Annotated in this window: 23 protein-coding genes, 5 pseudogenes and 1 other annotated feature; of the genes and pseudogenes, 3 read left to right on the top strand and 25 right to left on the bottom strand. The window is 48.0% G+C overall.

The features are described 5' to 3' along the window. Window positions 1–11 precede the first annotated feature (11 nt). From ASL14_RS23815 to ASL14_RS23745, 15 genes and pseudogenes are all read right to left on the bottom strand, one after another. Entirely contained in the window at window positions 12–290 is a 279-nt protein-coding gene (locus ASL14_RS23815) for a hypothetical protein (protein WP_025682251.1), read from the bottom strand. Between the two features lie 207 nt (window positions 291–497). Then, window positions 498–848 (bottom strand): 2Fe-2S iron-sulfur cluster-binding protein, encoded by a 351-nt coding sequence (locus tag ASL14_RS23810; protein WP_134913843.1) that lies wholly within the window; start codon window positions 846–848, stop codon window positions 498–500. A gap of 51 nt (window positions 849–899) precedes the next feature. Further along, window positions 900–1,529: a hypothetical protein gene (locus ASL14_RS23805; protein ID WP_134913841.1), complete on the bottom strand. Its 630-nt coding sequence runs from the start codon at window positions 1,527–1,529 to the stop codon at window positions 900–902. A 183-nt stretch (window positions 1,530–1,712) separates the two neighbouring features. After that, the gene (locus ASL14_RS23800; RefSeq protein WP_013310741.1) at window positions 1,713–1,988 is read right to left on the bottom strand and encodes a stage VI sporulation protein F; all 276 of its coding nucleotides are present in this window, start codon (window positions 1,986–1,988) and stop codon (window positions 1,713–1,715) included. A 171-nt stretch (window positions 1,989–2,159) separates the two neighbouring features. Continuing rightward, on the bottom strand, window positions 2,160–3,200 hold the full coding sequence (locus ASL14_RS23795) for an NAD(P)H-dependent glycerol-3-phosphate dehydrogenase (RefSeq protein ID WP_134913840.1): 1,041 nt from the start codon (window positions 3,198–3,200) through the stop codon (window positions 2,160–2,162). Continuing rightward, window positions 3,193–3,801 (bottom strand): glycerol-3-phosphate 1-O-acyltransferase PlsY, encoded by a 609-nt coding sequence (plsY, locus tag ASL14_RS23790; protein WP_134913838.1) that lies wholly within the window; start codon window positions 3,799–3,801, stop codon window positions 3,193–3,195. The genes ASL14_RS23795 and plsY overlap by 8 nt, the downstream gene beginning before the upstream one ends. A gap of 11 nt (window positions 3,802–3,812) precedes the next feature. Further along, on the bottom strand, window positions 3,813–5,135 hold the full coding sequence (der, locus tag ASL14_RS23785) for a ribosome biogenesis GTPase Der (protein ID WP_025682256.1): 1,323 nt from the start codon (window positions 5,133–5,135) through the stop codon (window positions 3,813–3,815). A 144-nt stretch (window positions 5,136–5,279) separates the two neighbouring features. Continuing rightward, window positions 5,280–6,506: a 30S ribosomal protein S1 gene (rpsA, locus tag ASL14_RS23780; RefSeq protein WP_134913836.1), complete on the bottom strand. Its 1,227-nt coding sequence runs from the start codon at window positions 6,504–6,506 to the stop codon at window positions 5,280–5,282. Window positions 6,507–6,626: 120 nt separating this feature from the next. Beyond that, entirely contained in the window at window positions 6,627–7,220 is a 594-nt protein-coding gene (locus ASL14_RS23775; RefSeq protein WP_134913834.1) for a lysophospholipid acyltransferase family protein, read from the bottom strand. After that, window positions 7,217–7,924 (bottom strand): (d)CMP kinase, encoded by a 708-nt coding sequence (gene cmk, locus ASL14_RS23770; RefSeq protein ID WP_134913832.1) that lies wholly within the window; start codon window positions 7,922–7,924, stop codon window positions 7,217–7,219. Before cmk ends, ASL14_RS23775 begins: the two co-directional genes overlap by 4 nt. Before the next feature lie 132 nt (window positions 7,925–8,056). Next, a complete protein-coding gene (locus ASL14_RS23765) occupies window positions 8,057–8,713 on the bottom strand; it encodes a flagellar brake protein (protein ID WP_134913830.1) in 657 nt (218 codons plus the stop codon). A gap of 176 nt (window positions 8,714–8,889) precedes the next feature. Continuing rightward, window positions 8,890–10,270 (bottom strand): annotated as a pseudogene (ypeB, locus tag ASL14_RS23760) (germination protein YpeB). 265 nt (window positions 10,271–10,535) lie between these two features. Further along, a pseudogene (gene prsW / locus ASL14_RS23755) lies at window positions 10,536–11,236 on the bottom strand (glutamic-type intramembrane protease PrsW). 69 nt (window positions 11,237–11,305) lie between these two features. Beyond that, window positions 11,306–11,929, bottom strand: a complete 624-nt coding sequence (locus tag ASL14_RS23750) for a genetic competence negative regulator (RefSeq protein WP_134913828.1) — start codon at window positions 11,927–11,929, stop codon at window positions 11,306–11,308. A gap of 198 nt (window positions 11,930–12,127) precedes the next feature. Further along, window positions 12,128–12,505 carry a hypothetical protein gene (locus ASL14_RS23745; protein ID WP_134913827.1) on the bottom strand — a complete coding sequence of 126 codons (378 nt, stop codon included), beginning with the start codon at window positions 12,503–12,505 and terminating at the stop codon, window positions 12,128–12,130. A 93-nt stretch (window positions 12,506–12,598) separates the two neighbouring features. Here ASL14_RS23745 and ASL14_RS23740 point away from each other — a divergent pair, with 93 nt between their 5' ends. Further along, entirely contained in the window at window positions 12,599–13,531 is a 933-nt protein-coding gene (locus ASL14_RS23740) for a polysaccharide deacetylase family protein (protein ID WP_134913825.1), read from the top strand. A gap of 128 nt (window positions 13,532–13,659) precedes the next feature. Here the strand turns inward: ASL14_RS23740 and ASL14_RS23735 are convergent, their stop codons facing one another. Continuing rightward, complete coding sequence (locus ASL14_RS23735; RefSeq protein WP_134913823.1) at window positions 13,660–13,995, bottom strand: hypothetical protein; 336 nt, start codon at window positions 13,993–13,995, stop codon at window positions 13,660–13,662. Beyond that, complete coding sequence (locus ASL14_RS23730; RefSeq protein ID WP_134913821.1) at window positions 13,992–14,579, bottom strand: type II CAAX endopeptidase family protein; 588 nt, start codon at window positions 14,577–14,579, stop codon at window positions 13,992–13,994. Before ASL14_RS23730 ends, ASL14_RS23735 begins: the two co-directional genes overlap by 4 nt. A 185-nt stretch (window positions 14,580–14,764) precedes the next feature. Further along, window positions 14,765–15,016, top strand: a binding site (T-box leader). 264 nt (window positions 15,017–15,280) lie between these two features. Here ASL14_RS23730 and serA point away from each other — a divergent pair. Further along, a complete protein-coding gene (gene serA / locus ASL14_RS23725) occupies window positions 15,281–16,873 on the top strand; it encodes a phosphoglycerate dehydrogenase (RefSeq protein WP_134913819.1) in 1,593 nt (530 codons plus the stop codon). A gap of 239 nt (window positions 16,874–17,112) precedes the next feature. Here serA and ASL14_RS23720 read toward each other — a convergent pair. The 6 genes and pseudogenes from ASL14_RS23720 to ASL14_RS23695 all read right to left on the bottom strand — a co-directional run. Then, window positions 17,113–18,555: pseudogene (locus tag ASL14_RS23720) on the bottom strand (ATP-binding protein); the annotation flags it as partial. Between the two features lies 1 nt (window position 18,556). Beyond that, window positions 18,557–19,272 (bottom strand): annotated as a pseudogene (locus ASL14_RS23715) (response regulator transcription factor). Window positions 19,273–19,382: 110 nt separating this feature from the next. Then, window positions 19,383–20,141 (bottom strand): pseudouridine synthase, encoded by a 759-nt coding sequence (locus ASL14_RS23710; RefSeq protein WP_025685819.1) that lies wholly within the window; start codon window positions 20,139–20,141, stop codon window positions 19,383–19,385. Window positions 20,142–20,219: 78 nt separating this feature from the next. Beyond that, window positions 20,220–20,750, bottom strand: a complete 531-nt coding sequence (locus tag ASL14_RS23705) for a spore maturation protein (RefSeq protein ID WP_025685820.1) — start codon at window positions 20,748–20,750, stop codon at window positions 20,220–20,222. A 7-nt stretch (window positions 20,751–20,757) separates the two neighbouring features. After that, window positions 20,758–21,510, bottom strand: coding sequence for a nucleoside recognition domain-containing protein (locus ASL14_RS23700; RefSeq protein WP_134913817.1), 753 nt, complete (start codon window positions 21,508–21,510; stop codon window positions 20,758–20,760). A 40-nt stretch (window positions 21,511–21,550) separates the two neighbouring features. Next, on the bottom strand, window positions 21,551–22,813 hold the full coding sequence (locus ASL14_RS23695) for a D-alanyl-D-alanine carboxypeptidase family protein (protein WP_134913815.1): 1,263 nt from the start codon (window positions 22,811–22,813) through the stop codon (window positions 21,551–21,553). Window positions 22,814–23,029: 216 nt separating this feature from the next. On the opposite strand from ASL14_RS23695, the gene ASL14_RS23690 reads away from it, so the two are divergent. Further along, on the top strand, window positions 23,030–23,746 hold the full coding sequence (locus ASL14_RS23690; RefSeq protein WP_134913813.1) for a protein-glutamine gamma-glutamyltransferase: 717 nt from the start codon (window positions 23,030–23,032) through the stop codon (window positions 23,744–23,746). A gap of 98 nt (window positions 23,747–23,844) precedes the next feature. On the opposite strand, the gene ytfJ is transcribed toward ASL14_RS23690, so the two are convergent. Beyond that, window positions 23,845–24,336: a GerW family sporulation protein gene (ytfJ, locus tag ASL14_RS23685; RefSeq protein WP_134913811.1), complete on the bottom strand. Its 492-nt coding sequence runs from the start codon at window positions 24,334–24,336 to the stop codon at window positions 23,845–23,847. 106 nt (window positions 24,337–24,442) lie between these two features. After that, a pseudogene (locus ASL14_RS23680) lies at window positions 24,443–25,631 on the bottom strand (amidohydrolase). Window positions 25,632–25,692: the final 61 nt, after the last annotated feature.

The raw sequence follows: 25,692 nt of genomic DNA, 5'->3' as shown, positions 1-25,692 counted from the left end.
AAATCCCCTCCTCAAAAGTCTCCGAAGGAAAAATGCTTAAAGAGCATCCGCTTCGTGTTCAACCAACTGCTTGATCCCAGATGCGGCAGAACAGCCTTTAAAATGCCCGGAAGTCGTCCGCCGCCGAGATTCAGGAGACTGATGGAATCGGCGAAACGGCGTAAACTCGTACATGCATTTGGACTGATACCATCATATGTATCCCCTCCGTAAAATATGTTCAGGTTTTTGAAAAAAATAGAGTTCGTCACAGCGATTACTGCAAAACGATATTTTACGTTTGGGTCCACTCACCTAATATATGCGTAGCAGGGTTTCCCCATGACTTCGACGCTAGATTTATAATAAAAAAAGGATGTTTCTCTGACTCTCTAAGCAACTCATACCCATTTTGAGAACACTTTTTTGAGCGTTCACTTAGGGGTATAAGCATCAAAGTCGTCGGATAACATCCTTTGTTTCTTATTCTTTTGAGTTTAGGCTTTAGGATGAAAGCTTCACCATAGTTCGTCTTCCTGCGCCTGACGCTCAAGCTGTCGCCGAACAGCCGCCTTGAGCCTATCCTCCGGTATCGTCACCTCAACATCACTCTGGGCGCGAGCCTGACAGGACAAGCGGATGCCTTCATCCAGCAAAGGTCCCAGCTTGCGACGCTCTGCATCACTTGGCTGGCCTGCGTGTACAGCCCATTCCTGTGAAATATGCACCTTGCACATGAGACAGGCCGCTTTTCCATCACAACGGGTTGGAATATACACGTTCGCTTTACGTGCGGCCTGGAGCAATGTCGTGCCTTGACCGACCTGTACGCGCCTGCCTGACGGCTTAAACGTAATATGCACATCCATGAACGGTCCTCCATTCTTGTAGCAACCACGAAATCTGCCAATTAGCCTTATTCAGCTTTTGGAATGCAGCTCGGGCCAAGGCAAAAGCTCTTGCAGCTTACCCAGTTGGTCATCTGTCCAAATGTTGCTGATCAGCAGTTGATTCAGCACCGCTATATGTCGCTGCGGATCACGCTTCATGGCGTCCGCTATCGCCTCATATCGGTCGGAGCGATTTCGTAATAGATTAAATAACAACTCATGACTGAGTGGCATCAGACGCAGTGAAGAGTGCCCCAGATCAAGCCGGATTCCAGCCGACCACAGCAACCGTTCGACCTCCAATCGATATAAAGCTCCATCACACAGCACCTCGAAACCGCCCACAAGCTCAACTGGAAATCCCTCCAGTTCATAATGGCTCAGCAATGAAACGTACGAACCACTACGATCCACCTGCTGTCGGTCGATCATTACACCCGGTGGTTTCGCATGGAGCTGCTTCGCTGCGTGAATATCTGCGTAAATATCAATATCTCGGGGCAGTCGATCCAGCTCAACCTCCTGCACAAGCAGCGAACAGCTTCCTCCCAGCATCCACGGAACAGCAATAGACGCCCAGCCGTCCGCCAAGCTGCTCAGCGCAGCTGTCAGCTCGTGAGGTAGCTTGTTCAATCGCAGCGAAGATATAGCCTCCTTCACATTGTTTCCTCCCTTTCAGTCCATCATCCCGTTTCCTATTGGGCACCATTATAACATGTTACGTATGGCAGTTCGACATTTTATGCATAAGAGAACAGCCGAGAATCTGCTGAAATAATAAAAAAAGCCGTGAACCTGTCCGGTTCACGGAGAATACAACCAGCCGGTAAACGAGTGTGAATTTTATTTTTTCATCATCATTTTCATCAACGCTTCCATATTGGAAGGATTCATTCCGCTCTTTTTGACGGCACCGACAATATCCCTTACTGTATCTTCCGACACCGGAATATTGGCCATCGCAGATACCTGCTTTATCAGCTGACGCAACTGCGCTTCACTTTGAAGCGTGTCCGCCTTCACGGTACCTGCCAGCTTCTTCACCGCATTTTCAGATATGTTTTTGCCACCTTTTTTGTTAATGGCCTTCAACGCATCTTTCGGAAAGTTTTTATTCACATTCTCCCCTCCTCCGCCATTACTCAACTCAGTGTATGAATGATGGAGGTCAAAGGTGATTAAGCTTACAAAAGACATGCCTTATGCCTAACTGAAAAAAGCTGTCTCAATCGTAGATAAAATCTACTTTCGAGACAGCCTTTTGTAAGTTTTATATGTGCATCTAAGCCCTTACGAATGCCACTGTTCCCATGTTTGCAAGGGCATGACTTCCATTTCGGTTTTCGGGTCGCGACCCATGAGCGCCTCGACGGCCTTACGGACATCACGCCCTTCAAACAGTACCCCGTACAGCACTTCCGTGATAGGCATCTGAACGCCCAGCTTTTGCGAGATCGCATAGGCTGCCTTTGTCGTCCGAATGCCTTCTACCACCATGCCCATAGACTCTAGCACATCATCAAGCTTTCGCCCCTGCCCAAGCAGTGAGCCTGCACGCCAGTTACGACTGTGACGGCTTGTTGCGGTAACAACCAAATCGCCGATGCCTGCAAGCCCGGCAAAGGTCAAAGGATTGGCTCCCATTTCCACTCCGGCACGGGTAATCTCTGCCAACCCACGGGTCAGCAAAGCCGCTTTTGCATTATCTCCGAAGCCTAGTCCGTCCGACATACCCGCACCCAAAGCAATAATGTTCTTCAACGCCCCGGACAGCTCCACACCCAACAAATCCCGGTTCGTATATACGCGGAAATAGGAGTTCATGAACAGCTCCTGTGCAGCCTGTGCTGCCTTCTCATTAGACGAGGCTACTACAACCGTCGTGGGGCATTTCCGCACCACTTCTTCAGCATGGCTCGGACCGGACAATACGGAAATATCACCCTCCACGACCTCCAACTCTTCTGAAATCACCGTGGACATACGCTTAAGTGTTTCCGTTTCAAAGCCTTTTATGGCATGGACAATCAGCATATCCTTGGTAAAGAATGCTTTCAGACTACGCGCCACCTGACGCGCAGCAGCGGAAGGAGCTACGATTATGACCGCTTTGGAACCAGACACCGCAGCTTCCATATCAGTTGTAGCCGTAATCCGTTCAGACAGGACAGAACCAGGTAAATAATGCTCATTTGTATGCTTCTCATTGATTTCAGCAGCTTGCTGTTCGTTTCTCGTCCAGACAGAGACATCGTTGTTATTGGCCGCAAGGACGGAAGCCAGAGCTGTTCCCCAACTGCCCGCGACCAGCACAGCTATTTTCTCAGACAAGACGATCTCCTCCTTTGGAGCCAAGCTTGTTTTCTTTCCCCCGTACCAGCTTGGCAATGTTGGTGCGGTGTCTCCACACAGCAAACACACAAATGACCAGAGCCGTCCAGAAGAGCGGCCATGCATAACCAAGTACCAGTAAAATCCAAGGTGTCAAAATGACAAAAATCAGCGAGCCAAGGGATACATAGCGCGTAATTACGATTGCAAGAATCGCAATAATTCCGGCATACAATGCGGGGACTAAGGCAATTGAGACCAATACACCAATAGCGGTAGCAATACCTTTTCCTCCGCGAAAGTGGAAATATACCGGCCAGTTATGGCCTGCAATCGCCGCAATGCCACACAAACCCGGTAACCAGGATGAATTTCCGCCAAGCCAATGCCCTATCAGCACCGCAACAATCCCTTTAAGTACGTCCAGCAGCAGTACCAGAATGGCAGGGCCTTTTCCTAGCACACGCAGCGTATTCGTCGCGCCGGCATTACCACTTCCATGCTGGCGAATGTCGATTCCTTTTAATTTCCCATACAGCAGACTGAAGCTGACAGAGCCAAGCAAGTAACTGAGTACGATGGCAATGATCTGTAAAATCAACCTATTCGCTCCTAACTTTCGTCAGACTTGCGCCGTGTAAAGATACGAATTGGAGTTCCCTCAAAGTTGAAGGCGGCGCGAATTTTGTTCTCCAGATAACGCTCGTAAGAGAAGTGCATCATTTCCGGATCATTGACGAATACAACCATCGTAGGCGGCTTAACAGCAACCTGAGTCACATAGTTAATACGCAGACGGCGCCCTTTGTCAGTTGGCGGAGGATTAATCGCAACCGCATCGGAAATAACATCGTTCAGCAAATGCGTCTGAATACGCAAGACATGCTGCTGCGCCACATGCTGAACAACAGGGAGCAGCTTTTGCAAGCGCTGCTTTGTTTTCGCAGACAAGAACACAATCGGAGCATAGGTCATGAACAGAAAGTGATCGCGAATTTTTGTTTCAAACTGGCGCATCGTTTTGTCGTCCTTGTCCACGACATCCCATTTGTTCACAACAAACAGCGAAGCTTTACCCGCTTCATAAGCGTAACCGGCAATGTGCTTATCCTGCTCAATAATGCCTTCCTCGCCGTTAATAACGACCAGCACGACATCTGCACGCTCAATAGCACGCATGGCACGCATCACACTATATTTTTCTGTTGTCTCATATACTTTACCACGTTTACGCATACCCGCCGTATCGATCAGTACATACTTCTGACCGTCTTTTTCAAAAGGCGTATCAATTGCATCACGCGTTGTACCTGCAATGTCACTAACAATAACCCGTTCCTCTCCCAGAATGGCATTAACGAGCGAGGATTTACCTACGTTCGGGCGGCCGATCAAGGCAACACGGATAACATCTTCATCATAAATGTCCTCTTCCAGCTCAGGCAAATTGGACGTGATCGCATCCAACAGGTCACCAATACCTATACCGTGGCTACCGGAAATGGCAATGGGGTCGCCGAATCCATAGGAATAAAACTCATAAATCAGATCCGCACGTTCCAGATTGTCCACCTTGTTTACAGCCACAATAACAGGCTTGCCCGAACGATACAGCATTTGGGCTACCTCTTCATCAGATTGCGTAATCCCTGCCTTCGCATCGCTCATAAATACGATCACATCTGCTTCTTCTATAGCCAGTTCAGCTTGCATCCGGATGGATTTCAAGATTTCATCTTCTCCATCAATCTCAATGCCGCCAGTATCAATAATACTGAAGGATTTACCGTTCCACTCCGATATACCGTAAATACGGTCACGGGTGATTCCAGGCTTATCTTCCACTATGGATAAACGATCCCCGATAATCCGATTAAAAATCGTGGATTTACCCACATTCGGACGACCGACAATAGCCACAACGGGTCTTGCCATAAATTCACTCCTCCTGTCAATTCTTCCGCTATCATCATAGCAAAAAACATGCCTGTTAGCGATATTGTCACGTAACAACAATCGGCGAACCCTCTGGGTCCGCCGATGGTGTACGTTATGCTTATAAAGTGTATTGATTCAAACTCATTTAAATTTGTTCAGTTTATCGCCAAAACGTTCGCCAAGCGTAATGCTCAGACCGGAATTGTTCAAAGAAACGTTCGGATTGTTCAGTTCCTCACGAGGCGCGCGGGATGCACGTGGCGCTCTTTCTGCTCTTGGAGCAGCTTCTGGAGCTTCCTCAGTTTCTTTAATGCTCAGGCTAACACGTTTTTCAGTAGGACTCATTTCAAGAACTTTAACCTTAACTTCTTGTCCTTCTTCCAGAACTTCTTGTGGAGTTCCGATGTGTTTGTGGGAAATTTGGGAGATATGAACCAAACCTTCCACGCCAGGAGCGATTTCAACGAATGCACCGAAGTTAACCAGACGTTTAACAACGCCTGTTACAACGTCTCCATTGTTAAATTGTCCAGCAGCAGATTCCCAAGGACCAGGCTGTGCAGCTTTCATGCTCAGGCTGATTTTTCCTTTTTCAGGGTCCACTTTCAGGACTTTCACTTTTACTTGTTCTCCTTCAGAAACCGCATCGGAAGGTTTGTCGACATGAGTCCACGCAATTTCAGATACGTGAACCAAACCATCCACGCCGCCTACGTCAACGAAAGCACCGAATTGAGTGAGACGTTGAACCGTACCCACGATTTCTTGTCCTTCTTTCAGCTCAGCCATTACTTTAAGCTTGTTGGCTTCGAATTCTGCTTCCAGAACGTCTTTTTGAGAAAGGATCACTTTGTTGTTCTCACGATCCAGCTCTTTTACGACAACACGCAATGTGCGGCCTTTATAATCGCTGAAATCTTCAACGAAATGGCGTTCTACCATGGATGCAGGGATAAATCCGCGCAGACCCACGTCTACAACGATGCCGCCTTTAACGACATCATTAACAACCACTTCAAATACTTCTTTGCTTTCAAACAGTTGCTCCAGCTTTTCCCAAGCATTTTCACTGTCGATTGCACGTTTGGACAGGACAAGTTTTTCTTTGCCATCGTCGATGCTAATAATTCTAGCTTCAACCTCTTGGCCTACTTGTACTGCTTCTTCTGCGTTGTCCAAACCAGAAGACAACTCGCGAATTGGAATAATTCCATCGTATTTATATCCAATGCTTACTACCGCTTGGTTATCTTCCAATTTCACGATTGTACCTTTAACGGTGTCACCTTTTTTCAGGGAGACGATTTGATCGAGCTCGTCTTGATTTGCCGCTTCAGCAGCTTCTTGATTTTTAATTTCTTCCGACATGTCAATACCCTCCTCAATTCAAAAAAACCCATTTATTTAAACCTGCGCATGGCAGAGTTCAAAACATTGTTAAACTTCTGTTCTAGTTTTCCGAGATTAGACACAATTCATGCAAGCCTTTCAGTTATTCGTAGGCTCGCCGGTTTCTCGCATTGTACGAATACGAGACATAATCTCTTCTGTTGCCAGCTCAAGCGGATCTCCTTCGATAACAGCACTTTTTTGGTAAGCATCCAAATTAACAGGTTTGCCGTATATCACTTTCGTTTTACGGAAAAGCTTGTAATCACCAACAATGGCGACCGGAACGGCAGCCGCTCCACTACGCAGCGCAAAGCTGGCAGCACCCTTTTTACCGATTCCCCCGGCTCCTCTGGAGCCTTCGGGAAAGATCCCCATAACCTTGCCGTCACGCAAAATGGTCAAAGCCAGCTTAATGGATTCCTTGCTCACACCACCGCGTTTGACCGGAAAAGCTCCCAGCTTGTCGATTAACGGACCAAGTACAGGAGTATTAAATAGCTCGGCTTTCGCCATAAAGTGAACCTTTCGATCCAGCAAAATGCCAACTGTAGGAGGGTCCAGATTACTAATATGATTAGAACACAACAGTACTCCACCCTCAGCAGGAACATTTTCCCTGCCTACCGCCTCAAGTCTGAACAGAAAGCGGTATATGAGACGCAAAATACGGACGCATACAGCATATATCATTGTCTGATCTCTCCATCCTTCGCCGTGGTGCAGTAAGATACAATGGTATCGACGACATCATGAATGCCCATATGGGTCGTATCCAGCACGATAGCGTCGTCACTGCAACGAAGCGGGGATACCTCCCTCTCCTCATCAAGCTTGTCACGCGCCGCAATGTCACGTTCGAGCTGCTCCAGAGTGATATCATCAGCTCCGCTCAGTTCTTTAAACCGGCGAGAGGCACGTTCCTGAACACTTGCGGTCATAAACACCTTGACTTCAGCATCAGGAAGCACAGTAGTTCCAATATCGCGACCATCCATAACGACACCTTTACGTGCGGCCATTTCACGCTGGTTTTCAGTCAAACGCGAACGTAACCCCGCAATACTCGAATACTGTGACACCTTGCCTGTCACTTCCATCGAACGAATCACTGTCGTTACATCTTCCCCGTTACAATAAACCTTTTGGCCTGTAGGGTCCGGTACTAATTCAATCACCAACTCAGGCACATATTGAAGCACTTTTTCTACATTTTCCGCCGGAATTTCCTTGCACATCATGTACCACGTTGCTGCCCGGTACATCGCTCCGGTATCTACATAAACATAAGAAAGTGCTTTCGCTACCAAGCGGGCCACCGTACTTTTCCCTGCACCAGCAGGTCCATCAATGGCTACATTTATTTTATTACTTGAAGATCCATGCTGCCTTGCCAACGGGTAATTCCTCCTAACCTAACCTCAAGAAAAAAGCAGGCATTGCCTGCGACGTGAAAATTATACCACACATTCAGAGTTGATGCAAAATGAACGGCAGGTTAACAAAAAAAGAATAAACCGGGATGAATGCTATCTCCCCCTGAATTCCAACTGACGCTCAAAGCAATATTTAATCAGTTTTTGACGCTCCTGGTCAGCAATTTCCTCATATTTCAGCATGATCATCCTGCGACCGTTTTCCATTTGCTGAATACGTACAATTTCGGATTGGAACGGGACATGCTCCTGAGTTCCATTTTTATAAGGGACCAGAATCCAGCAGGACAATGATTCACCTTCTTCCAGATGATGCGAGCCTTGAGTCTGAAAAGAAACGCCTCCACCGCCGACATCATGCGTCTCAGCTACAAACCTTGATTCGTTTGATCCATACTTCACCGCTATTTCCAGGTTGGCCTGGACCCGTAGAAAATTTCGACGCTGAATTTTACTGATACTGTCTGGGGCAGGCTTGTGAATGCGGACCATCCGGAGCACATCCTCTTTAAAGCCGGTAACGTGGGTATTGAAATAGTTTTTTATCCCGCCCTCGCTCATAAAAAATATCGACAGTTCTTCTCCCAAAAACAGTTTTTTCAGATGGCCGCTCGTTTGAGACATGGGTACTTCTATCAGAAAGTTCTGGGACTCCTCTTCCGCAATACGCGACTTAAATTCAAAATGTTCGTCCGTATGATCGGTACCAGCCACTTGTATGTATAGCACATCATTAATTTCAGGAAACAAACCGCCCACCATCCTTGTCCATTTAAAAGCTGTAATAAGGTATATAATACCACGACTTTGTACCCATTTTAAACATTATATTTGTTATACCTATGTCAAAAGCACAAAAAACCTCCTTCATAAAGGAGGTTTAGCGTGACTAATGGTTCATTTTTACGTATTTATCCTATTTGCAATTAAACATGACTTGCTGAAGCCGGTTCGTCCGAATCTTTAACTTGTTCAATCGTTTCTTCCATCCCCGTATCAGCGTTAATGTAGATTCGGTAAATGGAACCGTTGATTTTCCCGCCAAATTCGTAACACAGAACCTCTTTGGACAGTTCATTTTCAATCAGTGCTTTCCGGTGATAAGTTTCACGAAACTCAGGGTTCAGCTTCGCACGTGCTGCCTTCACATCCAGCTTAGCCTTCGGAATACGGCGGAGATGGCTGTGCTCGTACACGTAGTCACTCGATTGAAAACCGATCACTTGCCCGTTATCGAGACCGGATCTAACTGTGATTTTTTCTGGATAGATGATCACATCCCCTTTTTGAGTGGCAAATGTGATGTTGGCTAAATTTCCACTTTCATCATAAGAAACAGGCTTCATCCCTGGATATCCCTTACGTTGGAGATACTCACTCGCATAGCGAACCGCCTCATTGCGAGTTGATTTCTTCGGCCCAACCGTTCTCATATCATGGTAAGAAATAAGCTTGCCGCCTTTTTTGGTAAAATCCATGGTGGCTACGGGTTTCTGTTTGTTATACAGGGTAGCTGTATAAGATGCCCATTCCGTGCCTTTACCATTTTCATGGACACGAATTTGGCTTTCCGGTTTCCCGGTAAATTCAGCCGCACTCCGCTTAATTTGCTCCGCGTTCACAGCAGGAAGACTCAGCTTCTTCACAGAACGCTTGTCATAGATGCTAGCTACGGATGGTCCCCAATCCAGCTCCTTATAATTCTCTACTTTTTGTCTACGGATTGGAAGCCGTCAATAATGGTGTTGTCCTTAGGCCCGGTCTGGGAGCCTGGCGCTGTATCGACATCCATCCAACGCAAATTTTTGCTGAGGACTTTTTGCCGTACTTCGTGCATATTTTTCGAAATTTCTTTGGAATTAGTGTATAACGTTTTCAGATTCGATAATTCTTTCTCATTCAAAGGCTCGTGATCCAAATCACGGACAGATGTCTGATACGCAAATGCAGATAGATGCGACAACAGATCCTTGGCATGATTAAAAGGCATCACATTGAGCGGCAACTGGTTGACCTCATTTTGAGCCTCGCTCGTAATTCTCCATACATTCATCAGACATTTGCGGTGCATGGCGTGTGACGTGTTGTGAACTGCAATAGCGTTCCCGAGTTGTGAATGCAACTGATCCATATGAAACGACAAATCATGAAACGCACGCTGATATTGATTTTCCGCTTTAATGGACATGCTATTCGCCTGAAGAGACACCTCTTTCTCATCTGGCTTTCCCGATAACCCCACACAAATGCTCCTATCATAATCAGGGTAACAATCGGAAACATTACAGTACTAAGTCGTCTATACATATTGGGAGTCTCCTTTCTTCAAGTACACTACCGATAGTGTGACAAGAAGAATGCTCTCTTATGCATGGTTTTCCATAACTTCGACAATAAACTCACAGTTATCGCAGATACAGCGCTTAAAGCCGGTCTGAACACGCCCTTGCTCCATCCGTCCTCTCAGCACGAAACGTTCACCACACCTTTTACAATGTATTCTCACTTTAATACGCAAAAAAAAGACACCTCTTTCTCTAACAGGTTTGTCAGATCAGTGTGCCCCAAATTGTTACATGTTAACCTTTTCCTCCCGTTTGAATAGTCGAAATGGAGATCGGTTGTTGGCCCGACTGATTTTCGCCATCCCTCCATACCAGAGAAATGCCATCAGAGGAATGATAAACCAGATCCAGTCATGCGAAATTGTCGTCAGAATCAGGTCGTATATTCCATGCCAGAACCATGGAAGCACCAATGACAGAAGCAACATATATTTGCTTTTCCAGTCCTCTGCAAACTTGGCCTTCCCCATGTAATAGCCCATCATGACTCCAAACATTGCATGACCAGATACCGGAAGCAATGATCTCATCAGCATCATACTAACAGAAGCGTGGCCCGCCCATGCGTACAGCAGATTTTCAACGGTTGCAAATCCAAGCGAGATTGCGGCGGCATACAATATACCGTCATAAGGTTCATCGAACTCGGTGTGATTATATATAATGTGGTACAGCAAAAACCATTTGAAAAACTCTTCTACTCCGGCCGAAATGCCGAACACCTGGATCAACGTGTGATCCCCAGCCAAAGCAGCAGCCCGCGTTGAAAAATCATGACAGGCAGTACCACCAAAAAGCCGAGCAAAAACACTTTGATGACCATGTGCAGCGGCTCGGATTCATATCTGTCCTTCAAGTAAAAATACATTAATAAGGCGAGACCCGGCGCAGTTGCTGCCGCTAAAACAGAAACAGAAGCACCGATCATCCCTCCATAAAATGAGTCGGCCCTGCATTCAGCGCAGAGCCGACAAAGTCACTTCGATATTACTTTTCTTTAAGCCTCATTAAGAGCGGCTGTCAAATGAGTGCAGATGACATCAATCGCCTGTTCAGGAATGACCAGCTTGCCATACTCCTCCAGCATTGCCGGTGTTACGGATGAGCCTTCCCCAAATTCAGCAAGAACCGCGATCAAGGCCGCAAGCTTGGGCTCTTCCACTTCTTCCGGTTCCAAATGCAGAATCCATTTTCCTCTATAATGATACAGCTTACCTGCATCCGTGGTGTTGCTACGGAGCATGTGAGCCGCTTCTATGAGTACTTCGAAATCGCTAAACGCGTAGACGATGGAATCGCTGTGCTCCAGCGTAACTTCCATTTCATATACTTCCTCCGGAAGCTCATCATCAGGACCCGAGCCATATTGTTGGTGATCGTATTTCCCCCGAGTGACGATAACTACCATGCCCTGAGCAGGAAGCGCAAATACTTCGACAGCTAGAGGTCCCGTGGCGTCGAAGCCCAGCTCACTATATGCCTGATCCATCATTTCGGTGAACAGCTCATGGACTCTTGGAATCTCTTGCCACATGTCGTCTTTTTGAATACCGCGTTCGCTCAAATCATCAAAGGTAAGGAAAATCCGTATCTTGTCCTGGCTTAATCTTTCTATTTTCATACTGGACCCTCCTCCTGGCAGCCGAGTGTTATTAACAGATTATGATGCATTTATGGTGCCTGTGATGAAAATGGTTCTATGTAATCATGTTATCATTTTATAATCGTAAATGCACGCAATAAAAATGATAAAAAAAAGAATCATTTGAACGGCTTTTACAAAAAAGCCGCAAAATGATTCGGGATAGAGGGTTCCGGGTTACAAACCCGGTACGGCTGTATGAGTTTCTTTCAGGATTTGCTCGACCTCACGCTTAACATCGGGACTGGTGCTGATAAAATCTTTAATCAGCTTCATATTCTCTTCTTTAGTTTGGGCTGTATGGGCGCTATGAGCTGTTTTATCTGTTGTGGAACGGTGATCGTGATCCTTATGGGTGTCTTGCTTATTAAGCGTAATATCACCCATTCCGGGGAACGCCGCGTCCATCATTTTGGTACGGGCTTTTTGTACCAGATTACCGCCTTTCTTCCCATCCATGTCCATAGATAAGCCTAACATACTGCGGTTACGGGAGATCATAGTGCTCGCCACTGCGCCCAAAACGATTCCCAGGAAAAATGAAGATGTTTTCACAATTAGAACCTCCCTTTGTGGTAGAATCAAGCATAGTGTTCGTCAGCAGAGACAAACTCATACGGTATAAATACAGGAAGGTGAGATGAATTAATGGGTACAAAAACAGCAGCCATTTTGTTGACCGCATGTCTGCTGCTAAGTGCTTGCACTGCGGCCAAGCCGGAATCGGCAGCCACAAGCAATAACCAGACCCCGGCAACGTCTGAAACCAGTGACAACACAGACAAAGGGCAGGGCGCAGCTTCTTCCCCAACCAACAGCAGTGTGCAAGCAGGCAGTAATCATGGTAACAACTCAACGGCCCAAACATCGCCGCAAACTGGCAAGACCGTCGCCGACAGCAACGAGGCTACAAATGCAACGGCTACGGCTAACGTTAACAAAACGTACCATTTGGACAAGGCTTACAACGTGATCCCTAACCAGCAAGGGGCTGAGAAAAGGGTTGTTTTGCTGACCTTTGACGACGGTCCCAAGGAAGCGGTCATGATCAACAAAATCATTGACATACTGGACAAGCACAAGGCGAAAGCCATTTTCTTCGTAAACGGTTACCGCGTGAAGGAGCACCCTGAGCTGCTCAAGCTCATTCATGACCGTGGGCAGCCCATCGGCAACCATAGCTGGGATCACATCGTGCTAAAGAACAAATCCGAGGCCGAAGTGAAGAAACAAATTGAATCGGTGCAAAAAATTGTTAAGGATACAACGGGTCAAACGCCGGTGTTCTTCCGTCCTCCTCATGGCGCAGGTGGGGATGTCAGCCGCAAAGTTGCCAAAGAAAACGGACTTTTGTACATGACATGGTCCGTCGGTTCGCTTGATTGGACGATGAAAAAGAGTCAGCCGAATAAAACCGATGCACTTCTCAAAAATGTGACAGAACAATTACATCCGGGCAGCAATATTTTGATGCATGAGCTACCTTGGACCGTAGAAGCGCTGGATAGTCTGTTGACTCGTCTGGAGCAAAAGGGTTACCAATTTGTCGATCCCCAAAGCATTGAGGTCCCTGCCAGCTAACAGGCCCTTGTGTTCGTACTTCTATTTTCGATCCTGAACGATTGCAAAAGAGCCTCCATTTCCCGCAAGTCACAAGCGGGTAAGGAGGCTCTTTTGGCGTAAGTACAAGCGATGACACAGGCTTATCATTACCAGAACATTTCACTAATGGAAGGTGCCCCTTTGATGCCCCACCACAGCAATGCTGCTGTAATGAGCACAAAAAGTGTACTCAAAAAATTCAAAAACCACTTGCTCACCCGGATACGACGGGACGGAAACATTTCTGCCCGTGTCCGGTACTCGCTGACAGGAGCATCATCCTCCACGGTCACAGCAACTTCCGGTGCAGCAGCAACTTGAACTAATTCCGGTGCGGGCCGTGAAGCACGGGAGCGAACCGGTTTTGGACTGTTTTCTTCCTTGCTCTTGCGTCCATTTCGGCGGCTGCCATAAGTCTGCACTCTGCTAAGTTCCTGATTCATGCTTCATACCTCCGAAAACGTAGCGCCAAACCGGATATGAGGTCGATCACAAAATGACAAATGATCGGCGCCCACAGGCTACCGGTCTGCATGTATATGTAGCCCAAACCGTAACTGCTCAGAAAAACCCAGCCTGTCGGAATCCAATGACGCAAATACCGGATATGAATGACCGCAAACAAGATACTTGTCCAGTAAGGTCCAAAGCTGTACTGAATCGCCCCTCTGAACAATAGTTCTTCACAGATTGAAACGATGGCTGCTATACATACAATATGCCAGATCGGGCGGTTTTGAAACAGCATCTGGTTAATGCCCCCGTCATCCATAGCATCCTCGGGCATCACCCGCGACAGGAGCAGGTCCACCAGCAGCATAGCCGCTGCCAGTCCCAGTCCCCACCATAAAACATGCAAACTGTTTGGCCACACAAATAGCTCAAGCACATTTCTTTTCTGAAAAATAATCCAGATGGCGCCGACCAACAGGGTCAGCCCCTGGGTTAGATACAAATTGTAAAGCAGCAAGCGGTCATTCAATTCATGAATATGCGCTCTTTTCCATTTCACTTTAAGCTTTTTCATAGTTAGTTAGTCCTCTGCATAGTCTTCTTAAGCATCATAGCCAAAAAGTCGGACGGATTCAAGAAGGCTTAAATCTTATTATTCCGCATTCTATAGCTATGTATCTAGCCCGGTGTCCACACATGTCACATGTCCTATTGACATGTCCATGTAAGCCATGATACATTATGAAAAAATTATTAGCGACAACAACAATGATGGAGAAAAGGTATTGATTTCGTCCTCAGAGAGCCGGTGCTTGGGTGGAAGCCGGTGGCGAAGTAACTACTTTCAGCGCTCCTGAGTTATTGCACCGAAGCCTTGGGATGATATCCCGGCATTAGATGCAATCGGCAGAAAACCGTTATCCTTTCGGTCATATTTATGACCGCTGAAGGCAGTCCGTTGCGAAACGGCTGCGAATTAGGGTGGTACCACGATAAACTCTCGTCCCTTACTATGGAGATAGTATGTGATACGGGAGTTTTTTTGATGCCCGGAAACCGCCAAGCGGTTCTGCATATGACCTTTTTAACCGTCAGTTAGATGCATAATGCTATTTCATCCCTTTTCTGCGTCAATGCGTTATCACGTTAGTGCTGTCCGCGATCTTCTGTTTTTTTCAGAAGCATTTCAAGTTTTTCCACGTTCTTTATGGAATGTATTTCAGTTTGAAGTACATCCTGTCCATAAAAGAAGTTAACTTTGAGGAGGAAACCAAAATGTTTAAAGTGTTAGTATCCGATCCGATCAGTGACCTGGGCATCCAGCAACTGATGGATGCAGACGATGTCACGGTGGACAAGAACACAGGTCTTAGCGAGGACGAATTGGTTCAAATTATTGGTGACTATGATGCACTACTCGTTCGTAGCCAAACCCGGGTAACCGAACGTATCATGACAGCAGGCAAGAACCTCAAGGTTGTCGGACGTGCCGGTGTCGGAGTGGATAACATCGACCTGGAAGCAGCAACACAACGCGGAATTATCGTCATTAACGCCCCTGACGGCAACACGATTACGACATGTGAGCATACTTTTGCCATGATGATGGCTCTGGCGCGTCATATTCCACAGGCGTATGCTAAAACCATCGGCGGTACATGGGATCGTAAAACGTTTCTCGGTGTTGAGCTGCGTAACAAGACGCTTGGCGTACTCGGTATGGGACGCATCGGCAGCGAGGTAGCCAAACGTGCCAAAGCCTTCGGCATGAGCATTCTCGGCTATGATCCGTTTCTGACGGAAGAGCGCGCTGAGAAGCTGGGCATCAAGCTGGCAAGTGTGGACGAAATTATCCGCAACGCAGATTTCATGACGGTACACACACCGTTAACACCGGAAACGAAGCATATGATTGCCCGTCCGCAGTTTGAAGTGATGAAAAAAGGGATGCGTATCATCAACTGTGCCCGCGGCGGCGTTGTCGATGAAATGGCTCTCGTTGAAGCCATTGATGAAGGCATCGTTGCCGGCGCAGCCTTTGACGTATTCGAATCGGAGCCGCCAGCACAGGATCACCCTTTCCTGAGCCATCCGAAAATTATCGTTACACCGCATCTGGGTGCATCCACAGTAGAGGCTCAGGAAAATGTAGCGATCGACGTATCCGAGCAGGTGCTGCACATTTTGCGTGATGAGCCGTTCAAAAATGCGGTCAACATGCCTCCGGTGCCATCCAACGTGATGACGCAATTGCAGCCGTATTTCTCGCTTGGCGAGAAGCTGGGCAGCTTTGCCGCTCAAGTGACAAATCAGGCTGTACGTGAAATCCAGGTGGATTACGCAGGTGATCTGTCTTCTGTAGATACACAGCCGCTGACACGTTATATTTTGAAAGGTGTGCTCAGTCGTCATCTGGGCAGCGATGTTAACATTGTAAACTCGGTCCACCTTGCCAAAACACGTGACATCCATCTTGTCGTGTCTCAGGCTCCGGCTACCAAGGGCTTTACCAACCTGATTACCGTCACGCTCAAAACGCAAAGCGGCGAGGAGCAACGCGTAGCGGGTACCCTGCTCGCAGGCTATGGCGAACGTATCGTCCGGTTGAACCAGTTCCCGGTGGACGTGGCACCAGAAGCGCATTTCCTGCTTATCTCCCACAATGACAAACCCGGCATTATTGGCCGTGTCGGCACTCTGCTCGGGGAGAACGGCGTGAATATCGCCTCCATGCAGGTAGGACGTAAAATTGTCGGTGGTGAAGCCATCATGATTCTGACTGTTGATAAAGCCGTTCCTAAAGACGTGCTGATCCAACTGGTTGGCTTGCCGGAACTGAATACCGCTCAAGAAGTGGTACTCGATTAAGCTATCAGCAGTGCTGAATAATGTTAACATGCTTTGCCTAATCAGAGAGGCGCCCGGCGAACCGGGCGTCTTTTTTTATATATTCACGCCCCATATCCGTGACCAGCATTAGACCTACCTGTTCTGAGAAGCTGAATGTTCCACGTTGAACAAGATAAATGTTGATTTTTCAACAAAAAGCACCCTCTTCCGAGGATGCCTGCGAACCGGGGTATATTCTGCTGTTGGCTTATAAGCCCTGTTGCAGAGCCCGACTTTATTTTTTGGAGGTCGGCAGCAAAATAGTGAACTCCGTCCCTTCTCCCAATACGCTGGCAGCAGTGACAGAGCCTCCGTGAGCCTCCACAATATTTTTGACAATCGCAAGCCCCAGACCGGTTCCTTTGTCCACTCCCCGCACTCTGGCCTTGTCCGCCTTATAAAAGCGGTCAAAATATAAGGCAGATCCTCGCTGGCAATGCCCACACCTTCATCCTTAATCCGAATGCGGATCAGCTCATGCCGTTCCCCCAAAATCCGATCGGCACTAATGGTAACACTTTTTCCACCGGGCGTATGCCTGAACGCATTATCCAGCAAATTGGTCAGTACCTGTTCCAATCGGTCTTCATCTGCTTCGGGCAGCAGTAAATGCTGGCCTTGCTCATGATAATCGAGCGTCAGCCCCTGTTCCTTTGAGCGCACCGTAAATTTACGATGAACACGCTCGATCAGTTCATTCACATCCACTTCCTGACGATGCATGTCTGTATGACCTGCCTCCATTCGGGCCAGATCAAGCAGATCCTTGACCAACCTTCCCATACGCAACGATTCATCATGGATGACGCGTACCAGTTCCTCGGATTCTTCCGGTGAGCCAGCCATTCCATCGAGCAAGGCCTCGCTGTAGCCCTGCATCATGGAAAGCGGTGTACGGATTTCATGGGATACATTGGCCACAAAATCGCTCCGCATTTTCTCCAACTTGACTTCCTCCGTGATGTCTCTGAGCACAGCCACAGCGCCACGAATTACATTATCTGTGTACAACGGTGCCATTTGCACCGACCAGGAGCCCTGTTTTACATGAATATAGTCGCCGCCGTCCTCTCCCCTGTCCATAACGGTATGGAACAACGGCAGCAATGGCCCGGGTACAGACACTCCGAATTCCTCCTGGTCGTGCTCTTGCCACTCCAGGTTTTCCATCTATCCAACAGACTTTGCGCAGGCGGATTCGTCAAAATGATTTGCCCGCTTCTGTCGAAGGTCATAACAGCATCAGACATGCTTCTCAGCACGCTGGACAGATGATTCTTCTCCTCATTCAGACTGCGGATCGTCGCCTCCAGCTCCGTAGACATATGATTGAAAGTTTTCGCCAGTTCGCCAATCTCGTCACTCGTTACCAGCGAAAGCCGCGTATCATACCTTCCCTCACGGATCGCATTCGCCGCCTGAATCAATAGCTGCATGGGCTGCGTAATTTTAGTAAAAAGAAACAGAGCAAAAAAAGTCGTCAGTAAAAATCCGACAATGCATGTATAGGTGAACAAATGCTTAATTTCCGTCGATTCATAAGCCGCAAAATTCCTGTTGATATACGGCAACAAAAAAAGTCCCAGAAAAATAAGCACACAGCCTACAAGACAAATGATGGTGATCCATAGCTTGCCTACCAGCGATCTCCAGAAGCTCACGTTATTTTGGAACCTCCAGCTTGTAGCCCACGCCCCAAACCGTCGTAATCATAGCCGCTGCCTCCGGCGATACTTTGTTCAGCTTTTCACGAAGCCGCTTGACATGCGTATCCACCGTTCGTAGATCACCAAAAATTCATAATTCCATACGTCTTTCAGCAGTTCTTCGCGCGAAAACACCTTGTCCGGCGACACAGCCAAATAATGCAGCAGCTCGTACTCTTTAGGTGTGAGACTGATTTCAATCCCGCCTGCACTTACACGGTGCGCATCATGCTCAATAATAAGATTCGGAAAAACAATGCTGTTGCTCGGCACCGTCTCCTTGGTCAAAAAAGCAGTTTCCGACGAACGGCGCAAAATCGCCTTCACCCGATAAATCACCTCACGCGGACTAAAGGGCTTGACCACATAATCATCGGCTCCGACTTCAAAGCCCTGTACGCGGTTTACTTCCTCGCCTTTGGCGGTCAGCATGATTACAGGTGTAGCTTTGGTCTGACGCAGACGTGTGCAAACTTCAATTCCATCCATGCCCGGTAACATCACATCGAGCAGAATAATACTGTAATCGCTTGCAGTCGCTTTCTGGAGCGCAATTTCGCCATCCTCAGCTTCATCAATTTCGTATCCTTCTTTTTCCAGGTACATCCGCAGAAGGCGGCGAATGCGTTCTTCATCATCTACAATTAATATGCGGTTGCTATGTTCTGACATATTCCCAGCCCCTTCGCTAAAAAAAGCATTCTCTCTATTTTACTATTTTCCCGTGTCCGGTCAAACCTTGCTCTGTTCATTCAGCTCTCTTTACACCAAAAAGGCCGGGGTTATGACCCCCGTCCTGTCCGTTTCTTTTTCGTGTTGTCTGACTGTGCAAGTTGAATGAGACGGTTGATTTCGTCCTTAGTAAGGGGCCTCGTCAGACCGCGCTTCAGGTTTTGCAGCAGAAGATCGCCGAAAGCAATCCGTTTAAGCTTGATAACCGGATGGGAAATGGCCTCAAACATCCGTCTGACCTGACGGTTTCTGCCTTCATAAATAGTAATCTGGATCACAGACTCCTTGCCGTTCGGGTCCACATCCTTGTATTCCACCTCAGCAGGCGCGGTAATACCGTCCTCTAGCACGATTCCTTTTTTCAGCTTGTCCAGCTCGGTTCCGTGTGGAACGCCTTTGACTGTCGCCACATACGTCTTGGGCACATGATGCTTCGGATGGGTGAGCAGATTGGCGAACTCGCCGTCATTGGTGAGCAACAACAGCCCTTCAGTATCGTAATCAAGACGACCTACCGGATAGACGCGTTCCTTAACGCCTTTCAGATAGTCGGACACGATTTTACGGCCTTCCGGATCGGAAGCGCTCGTAATTACGCCTTTAGGCTTGTTCATCATTAAGTAGATTTTTTTCTCGGTTTTGATCGGTCTGCCCTTTACTGTAATTATATCCTGATCAGGGTCTGCCTTCGTTCCCAGCTCTGTTACGGTAACCCCGTTCACTTCCACGCTGCCCGCCTGAATAAGCTCCTCACATTTACGTCGGGAAGCTACGCCAGCCTGAGCCAATATTTTCTGCAATCTTTCCATGTTCGCTAATTCACCTCATGCTAATGATACCCATCCATGAACAAAATCACAAGCCCCGTTCACAAATCAATGCAGGAATCAAAATACAAGCAGGCAAATCGCAATCGCTGCCACAAAACCGACTACGTCTGAAAACAGTCCCACCTTCAAGGCGTACCGTCCATTTCGGATACCTACCGCGCCAAAATATACAGTCAGCACATAGAGTGTCGTGTCCGTGCTGCCCTGAATCGTGGAGGCAATACGACCGATCATGGAATCCGGGCCATACGTGCGGATCAGATCCGTTGTAAACGCAAGCGAGCCGGTGCCCGTCAACGGGCGCAACAGTCCTAATGGCAGTACCTCACCGGGTACGCCCCAGCTTTTGATCCAGGGCGTTACCCAGGATATCAAGTAATCCAGAGCGCCGGACGCCCGAAAAATGCTGATAGCCACCATCATGCCTACGAGATGAGGAATGATGCTGATGGCCGTGGAGAAGCCGTCTTTGGCTCCATCCACAAAGGAATCGTAGACTGGCACCTTTTTGGCATATGCATATAAAGGAATAAAGGCAAGAATAACCGGAATGGCCCAAGTCGATACGAGATTAATGAAATAAAGCATGCCTCCCTCATCCTTTCCAAGTGGTGTTTCTGCCCTTGGCAGCCGTCATTCCTGATCGCGGAACGGCAGGTGAAGAAACGGGCGGCGTAGCCGGAGAGGACGCAGATACTGGCGTAGCTTGTGGTGCCTGTGTTTTCTGCGACGGCAATGATGATGTGGACGGTGGACTGGCTGGAGGGCGGCGCAACTCCCGGCTACGGTACCAGCGATCCGCCGCAATCGCGGCAAAGGTGGCTATCGCAGTCGCCACCAGCGTCGTCCCGACGATTTCGGTCGGATTGGCGGAATGATAATTGAGACGAATTGCAATCAGTGTGGTCGGAATAAGCGTAATGCTGGCCGTGTTCAACGCGAGCAGCGTACACATAGCGGGCGTAGCGGTCTGCTTGTCGGGATTGAGCGATTGCAGTTCTTGCATCGCCTTGATGCCCATCGGGGTCGCTGCATTTCCCAAGCCGAGCAGATTAGCGCTCATATTGGACAAGATATACCCCATAGCCGGATGATTACGCGGGACATCAGGAAACAGAAAAGCAACTAGCGGGGCGAGCAGTTTGGATATTTTCTGCAAAAGCCCCCCATCTTCCGCCAGCTTCATCATGCCCATCCAGAACACAAGCACACTAATCAGTCCAAAGCATACCGTGACACCCGTAGCCGCCCCGTCAAATGCCGCCTTGGTCACCACTTCAATATTTCCCTGTGCGGCGGCAAACACAAATCCAATACAAATCAGGGCCACCCATATGAGATGAATCAAGACCGATCCCTCCCTTTCACCGATGAATGTGACGCAATCCCTATGCTCTGAACAGTTTTCTTAAAATATCGCTCCATCCGCTCGCCCAGGTGCGCTCTTGGTTACCACGGCTTGCAGGAGCTTGTGCCGTCGGAATTTCCTGTTGTGGCTGTACTGTGCTCCGGGCGGGCAGCTTACTGCCTTTTTCATACACAGGAACGGAGCCAATAAGCTTACCTTCCAGCAGGAACTCGACACGTCCCCGCAAACCGAAGGATACGTCAGCTCTGTTAGACTTGGACTTTTTATACAGGACCAGTCTTTTGTGCAGCTGCACCTTCTCCCCATCATGCAAAGGATAGGCAAAGCTTGCGCCTGTAAGCAGCGGGTAACCATCAATCGGCTGTTGCTTGTCCGTAATCGGAATGAGCGGATAGTATCGGAAACCGTAGTCGAGCATGCGGGCATGGTCATTCCAATCGTCTCCGTCATTCAAGGTAACAGCGGCAAGCTGGCGACCGTCCCGTGTGGCTGAGCTGACCAGACAGCGAAACGCTTTTTTCGTAAAACCCGTTTTCACACCATCAGCTCCCTCATAGAGCCTCAGCATCTTGTTCTTGTTATGCCATGAATAATCCCAAGATTCATTCGGATTGGGTGCTTTTTTCAACTCCGTTTTCACAATGCGAGCAAAGGTTGGATTATGCAGTGCATAAGCGGTAAGCCGGGCCATATCATTGGCAGAGGAATAGTGTCTCTCGGCATCCAGTCCGTGCGGATTAGCAAAGTGAGAATGGCTTAGTCCAAGCTGAACCGCCTTCTCATTCATCAAATGAACAAATCCTTCTTCCGTCCCCCCCACATGCTCCGCAATGGCGGAAGCCGCATCGTTACCGGAACGAAGCATTAAGCCGTACAACATATTTTCCAGTGTCATTTGTTCACCCTTTTGGAGAAAAAGCGAGGAACCCTCTTTGGCATAAGCCGTCGGACTCACCTTTACCCGATCCTGCAAGCGTCCATGTTCAATGGCTACGATCGCGGTCATGATTTTGGTTAGACTGGCGATGCGTAGCTCCCGGTCACCCTCGGCGGAATATATGATTCTTCCTGATGTGACATCAATAAGAGAGGAAGCTTGAGCATGTGTAGTCAAAGCTGGTGGAACTTCCTCCTTCTTCACTGCTCCCCGAGCAGGCTGAGGATTCAGCAATGTGAGCGGCAATGTCAGGACGAGCAGCAGTGCCAGCGGCAACACAAATGTGTGTGTCTTTGAAAAAAATCGGATGCTACCCGCGTGGATTTTTGGCATTCTTTTAAACATTTGGATTCCTCCGGTTTTGAACAAGTCTTGTACCATTCTATGTCCAAGCTGTTCAAAGTATGTCCACCTTTATAGCAGAAAATCCCTCTAGGGATATGGTGTATCGTCCCTCTCTTCCGCATACTTTTTGAAGCAAACTAGGCAACTTCCACTCCTGCTTACATATATATAATAGTTACTAAACATGATGAATGAATGAATGAATGGAGGTACAACATGCAGCGGCAACAGTTTGAAACGATCTTAAGAAGCCGAATTGTCGAGGCAGCGGAAGCCTTGAATCGAAGCGGTGTATCCTTTGCCGCCTTTGATACCGCACGCAGCAACGCGCAATTTTGGGAGTTGACGGAAAATGGCGGATTTCAGATTAAAGCAGGTGTTACACCAGCGCAGGGGATCAGGGATATTTTTGTAAATGGGCATAAATATGCCTTTGAGTGTGCGACAGCTATGGTCATTGTGCTCTACAAAGGAGTGCTGGATTCCATTCTGGAAAGTGAATTTAACCGGATTTTTGCCGATATGCTGCTGTATGATTGGCACTATGACAGTGATCTCAGACTCATACAGGAGCAGGGGATTCACAAGGCCGTTCCTGGTGATATCCTGTATTTTAACAATCCCGATGTATCACCCAAAACGCCGGAGTGGAAAGGAGAAAACGTTATCAAGCTAAGGGAAAACTCGTTTTATGGTCACGGGATTGGCATCCACACAGCGGAAGGCATCATCGACTCTCTCAATCATCATCGGCGACCTGGGTCCACCACTTCTGCTTATTTGACAAATGAAGTGATATACCCCGATTTTGTCTATCTGTCACAGTTTGCCCCTGAGGGAAACCGGGAAGAAGAACTTGAGCTGAGCCCTTTACACGTGCACACTCCTCGTATACATGCGAGCATCGGTGGAAGACAGTATATTCGTGCATAAAATTATGATGGCTGGGTGTATGTAAAAAAGAGGGTGTTCCTTAGCCAATAGCTGACTTTGGAATACCCTCCTGTGCAAATAATCCTATTCAATAACTGTTACAAATAAGCCGGGCCAGAGTGACTGTGATCAGTAGTGACATCTACAGGTACCTGTGGGGGTGGAGTATGCAAGTCTCCGCCTGCATTCCGGAAGATAGACTGAACCTTATCAATCAGGTATGGTGTGGAGTCGATGAGTTTCTCAATCAGATGCGTTTGATTGTCCAATGGAACGATTTGTGCCCCCTGTTTGCCGACAACCAGAAAAGCAATCGGGTGAATAGATACACCACCACCGCTACCGCCACCAAAAGGATGTCCTTCCTTCCCGCTATGATTACCCGACGCCGAGGAAGTATGAAGCGCCTCTTCATCTACGTTAAAATCACTTCCCCCAGCTGCGAAACCAAATCCTACCTTACTGATTGGCAAAATAACGGAACCATCGGGTGTTTCCACCGCGTCTCCCACAATCGTATTCACATCCACCATGGCTTTGATGTTCTCCATCGCGATTTGCATGAGCCCTTGAATCGGGTGATCTGACATGATTATTCCTCCTCTGCTTTGTTCAAGTGTAGACTGCCTTTTCTTTCGCTAGTGTGCGCAGGGGTTCAAGGAAATATGTACGTCATGTCATTCGATTCGTAATCCCTTAGTCAAGAAGATTCTGTGTGTTCTGCCACCGATCAACCAACAACAGGAGCATCTTTAATCCCGTTTCCATAGCGTCCTCATCCACAGTAAATCGCGGATGGTGATGCGGGAAGTCACTTTCTTTTGCCCCATTGCGTGATCCGATGTAAATAAAGGCTCCCGGTGCCTTCCGCAAATAGGCAGAAAAATCCTCGGCTCCCAGTGTAGGTTGTATTTGTTCCAGCACATCAGCACCAAAGTAATCGACAGCCGCCTCACGCACGAATTCCACCAGTTTCGTGTCATTATACAGTGGCCGATACCCCGGCTGGTAATCCAGCTCACAGGTTGCTCCATGGGCAGTTGCTACCCATCTATAATCTGATGAATCAATCCCGGCATACGGTTCCGTTCTGACTGATCGAAGGAGCGGAATGTACCCCCAAGCTTCACCTGCTCGGGAAATGAGTTGTAGCCGGAACCCCCATGAATTTGTGTGAGCGACAAAACCGCAGGGCACAGCGGATCAATATGGCGGGCCACCACATGCTGAAGATTGACAATGACCTGTGCTGCTACCGAAATTGCATCAACTGCTTGATGAGGATAAGCCGCATGTCCCCCGAGCCCGTAATCGTTATATCAAAGGCATCGTTACCCGCCATGACCGGGCCTGCCAGCAACCCGATTTTTCCCGTATCCAGCCAGGAAATCAGATGTAGGGCAAATATGGCATCTACATTGTCCATGACACCTGTTTCTACCAACTGCTCTGCCCCACCTGGTACTTGTTCTTCCGCATGCTGGAATATAAAGCGCACCTCTCCACGGATAGACTGTTTTCCCCTGAAAGAATTTCGCCACGCCCAGCAAAATGGACGCATGACTATCATGTCCGCAGGCATGCATCACATTGTCGGTCTGAGAGGCGAATTCGAATTGATTCTCCTCATGAATGGCAATGCATCAATATCAGCGCGCAGTGCCAGTACTCTGCCAGGCTGTTCACCCTTAAGTCGGGCCATGACGCTTGTTGGAGTCGGACGTGAAATTTGCAGGTTTCCAAAGCCTCTCAATTGTTCTTCAATGTATGCAGACGTTTGAACCTCTTGAAAAGAAAGCTCCGGGTGACGATGAAAATGTCTGCGCCACTCCACAACCTGTTCTTTTATGGCTTCTGCTTGTGCAATCCATGTTTCATGTTCCATGTTAGTTTCTCCACTCCTTCAACTGTTCATTTCTCATTTCTACATAGCAAGAGGACAAGCT

Source organism: Paenibacillus sp. IHB B 3084, from assembly GCF_001447315.1.
In the GTDB taxonomy this organism is placed as follows: domain Bacteria; phylum Bacillota; class Bacilli; order Paenibacillales; family Paenibacillaceae; genus Paenibacillus.
The sequence above is the reverse complement of the archived record's forward strand: the minus strand, read 5'-3'. Positions and strand labels throughout refer to the sequence as shown.

What these genes read in the sequence shown, in the direction of transcription:
- ASL14_RS23740 (WP_134913825.1), top strand. Translation starts at nt 12,599, where the DNA reads ATGGGTACAAAAACAGCAGCCATTTTGTTGACCGCATGTCTGCTGCTA.
- ASL14_RS23690 (WP_134913813.1), top strand. Translation starts at nt 23,030, where the DNA reads ATGCAGCGGCAACAGTTTGAAACGATCTTAAGAAGCCGAATTGTCGAG.
- ASL14_RS23810 (WP_134913843.1), bottom strand. Translation starts at nt 848, where the DNA reads ATGGATGTGCATATTACGTTTAAGCCGTCAGGCAGGCGCGTACAGGTC.
- serA (WP_134913819.1), top strand. Translation starts at nt 15,281, where the DNA reads ATGTTTAAAGTGTTAGTATCCGATCCGATCAGTGACCTGGGCATCCAG.
- der (WP_025682256.1), bottom strand. Translation starts at nt 5,135, where the DNA reads ATGGCAAGACCCGTTGTGGCTATTGTCGGTCGTCCGAATGTGGGTAAA.
- ASL14_RS23695 (WP_134913815.1), bottom strand. Translation starts at nt 22,813, where the DNA reads ATGTTTAAAAGAATGCCAAAAATCCACGCGGGTAGCATCCGATTTTTT.
- ASL14_RS23775 (WP_134913834.1), bottom strand. Translation starts at nt 7,220, where the DNA reads ATGATATATGCTGTATGCGTCCGTATTTTGCGTCTCATATACCGCTTT.
- ASL14_RS23750 (WP_134913828.1), bottom strand. Translation starts at nt 11,929, where the DNA reads ATGAAAATAGAAAGATTAAGCCAGGACAAGATACGGATTTTCCTTACC.
- rpsA (WP_134913836.1), bottom strand. Translation starts at nt 6,506, where the DNA reads ATGTCGGAAGAAATTAAAAATCAAGAAGCTGCTGAAGCGGCAAATCAA.
- ytfJ (WP_134913811.1), bottom strand. Translation starts at nt 24,336, where the DNA reads ATGTCAGATCACCCGATTCAAGGGCTCATGCAAATCGCGATGGAGAAC.
- ASL14_RS23730 (WP_134913821.1), bottom strand. Translation starts at nt 14,579, where the DNA reads ATGAAAAAGCTTAAAGTGAAATGGAAAAGAGCGCATATTCATGAATTG.
- ASL14_RS23735 (WP_134913823.1), bottom strand. Translation starts at nt 13,995, where the DNA reads ATGAATCAGGAACTTAGCAGAGTGCAGACTTATGGCAGCCGCCGAAAT.
- ASL14_RS23710 (WP_025685819.1), bottom strand. Translation starts at nt 20,141, where the DNA reads ATGGAAAGATTGCAGAAAATATTGGCTCAGGCTGGCGTAGCTTCCCGA.
- ASL14_RS23705 (WP_025685820.1), bottom strand. Translation starts at nt 20,750, where the DNA reads ATGCTTTATTTCATTAATCTCGTATCGACTTGGGCCATTCCGGTTATT.